This is a genomic window from Paratractidigestivibacter sp., assembly GCF_052362415.1.
Lineage (GTDB): Bacteria > Actinomycetota > Coriobacteriia > Coriobacteriales > Atopobiaceae > Paratractidigestivibacter.
The window spans coordinates 1-1,932 of the sequence record NZ_DAWEMK010000193.1; the positions used below are offsets into that span (position 1 = coordinate 1).

Here is a 1,932-nt window from a genome sequence, read left to right on the forward strand (position 1 = left end):
CGACGATGAGCCGCGGCGCGGACGCGGGGCTTCTTCTTCCCCGCGCAGGCAGGGCAAGCAGAAGCGCCGCTGGCCCGTCGCCCTGGCGGCCGTGCTCGTCGTCGCCGTCGTGGGCATCGGCGCGTATCTCTTCTTCAACCCGCCGTTCTATAAGGTGAGCGTCAACGGGACCGAGCAGACCATCGAGGCCGGCACGACCGTCCAGGGGATCGTCGACAAGGGCCTCGCCACGCCGACCGCCGGCAACCTCATCGCCGTCGACGGGTCGGTCGCCCAGCAGGGCGGCGGCACCGCCTTCACCGCGACCGTCAACGGCGCCGACGCGCAGGGCGACCAGAAGCTCAGCGCGGGCGACCAGGTCCAGATCGACAACGGCCAGGACGTCGACGAGGACTTCACCGAGACCACCGAGACCATCCCGCACGGCGAGTCCGGCACCGATTACTCCACGCTCGCGAGCTATTACAACGGCGCGATCCACGTCTACTCCTCCGGCGAGGACGGCGAGAAGACCGTCAAGACCGGCAACGTCTCCGGCAAGACCGTCGAAGAGGTCACCAAGCAGCCGACCGACGCCGGCTACAGCTCCTACAACGCCAACGTCGGGGACGATAAGGTCCTCGCGCTCACCTTCGACGACGGCCCCTGGCCCAACCAGACCGCCGAGGTCCTCGACATCCTCAAGGAAAACGGCGCGCACGCGACCTTCTTCCAGATCGGCAACCAGGTCGCCGAGAACGCCGAGGTCGAGAAGCGCATCGTCGCCGAGGGCAACCAGGTCGCCTCTCACACGTGGGACCACGCAGCAGGCTCTGGCCAGGGCGTGAACATGACCTACATGAGCGCCGACGAGCAGCGCGCCGAGATGGAGAAGGGCTTCAAGGCCATCGAGGACACGCTCGGCACGAGCATCGAGCACGTCATGCGCGCGCCCGGCGGCAACTACTACGGGTCGCTCATCGACAACCTCAAGGACATCGTCGACGTCGAGGTCGGCTGGGACGTCGACACCGAGGACTGGAGGCGCCCGGGCGCCGCGGCCATCGAGCAGGCCATCCTCTCGGCGAAGCCGGGCGACGTCGTCCTGATGCACGACGGCGGCGGCGACCGCTCGCAGACCATCGAGGGCCTGCGCAACGCCCTGCCCAAGCTCGTGCAGGAGGGCTACAAGTTCGTGACCATCGACCAGCTCATGGCGTACGGGAAGTAGCCGGCGTCGGGCGCCAGGTTCATAACGGCACAAAAGAGGCCCGCGTCCTTCGGCGACGCGGGCCTCTTTGTCGCCCGTCGCCCGCAGCCGCCCGTCGCCCGCAGCCGCCCGTCACCCGCAGCCGCCCGCCGCGGCCTTGGGCATGAGCTCCATATAGAGCTTGTTGCGGCGCTGCGACTCCAAGGGTGTCGGCTCGCGCAGCGGGGCGCCGAGGGCAAAGGCGATCTGCCGAGCGAGCAGCGCCGCCCCGGAGAGCGACGATACGTTGCCCGCGGCAACGCGCAGCACTCGATACCCTTTGATCGCGAGGAAATTCGAACGGGCGGCGTCACGGGCGGCTTGCGGGGCGCCCTTCCGCGCGTGGAACTCTGAGCTGTCGTACTCCAGTGCGAGCTTCTCTTCCGGCCAGAGGAAGTCGGGCGTGACCGAGGTCCGGTCGCACAAAGAAGAGAGTTCCTCGCCAAAGATCGTCGCGTTGAGCAGTGGCTTCTATATCCCGAAACCGCCCAATTCGACGGGCATCGTCAAAAGGAGCGCCAAAGCGGTCTCCATCGGGGAGGCCGAGCCGTCGAGGGGCGAGCTCGGCTATCCTTTGGGCGCGCCAAGCGGCCGGGCCCCTGCAGGCGCGCGGAGAACTCGCGCAGGGAAGAGACGGACATAACCGGGCCCACACCAAAAACGGTGGCCCCGCGGGCGGGCGCTGGGGAACCGGAGCGCGGGGC

Annotated in this window: 2 protein-coding genes; one reads left to right on the top strand and one right to left on the bottom strand. The window is 68.3% G+C overall.

From position 1 onward, the window contains the following. A partial coding sequence (locus tag ACT84W_RS10810; RefSeq protein ID WP_444329222.1) for a polysaccharide deacetylase family protein occupies positions 1-1,210 on the top strand: 1,210 nt, incomplete at its 5' end. Positions 1,211-1,321: 111 nt separating this feature from the next. Here ACT84W_RS10810 and ACT84W_RS10815 read toward each other — a convergent pair. Next, positions 1,322-1,654, bottom strand: coding sequence for a DUF559 domain-containing protein (locus ACT84W_RS10815; protein ID WP_444329223.1), 333 nt, complete (start codon positions 1,652-1,654; stop codon positions 1,322-1,324). Between the last annotated feature and the right edge of the window lie 278 nt (positions 1,655-1,932).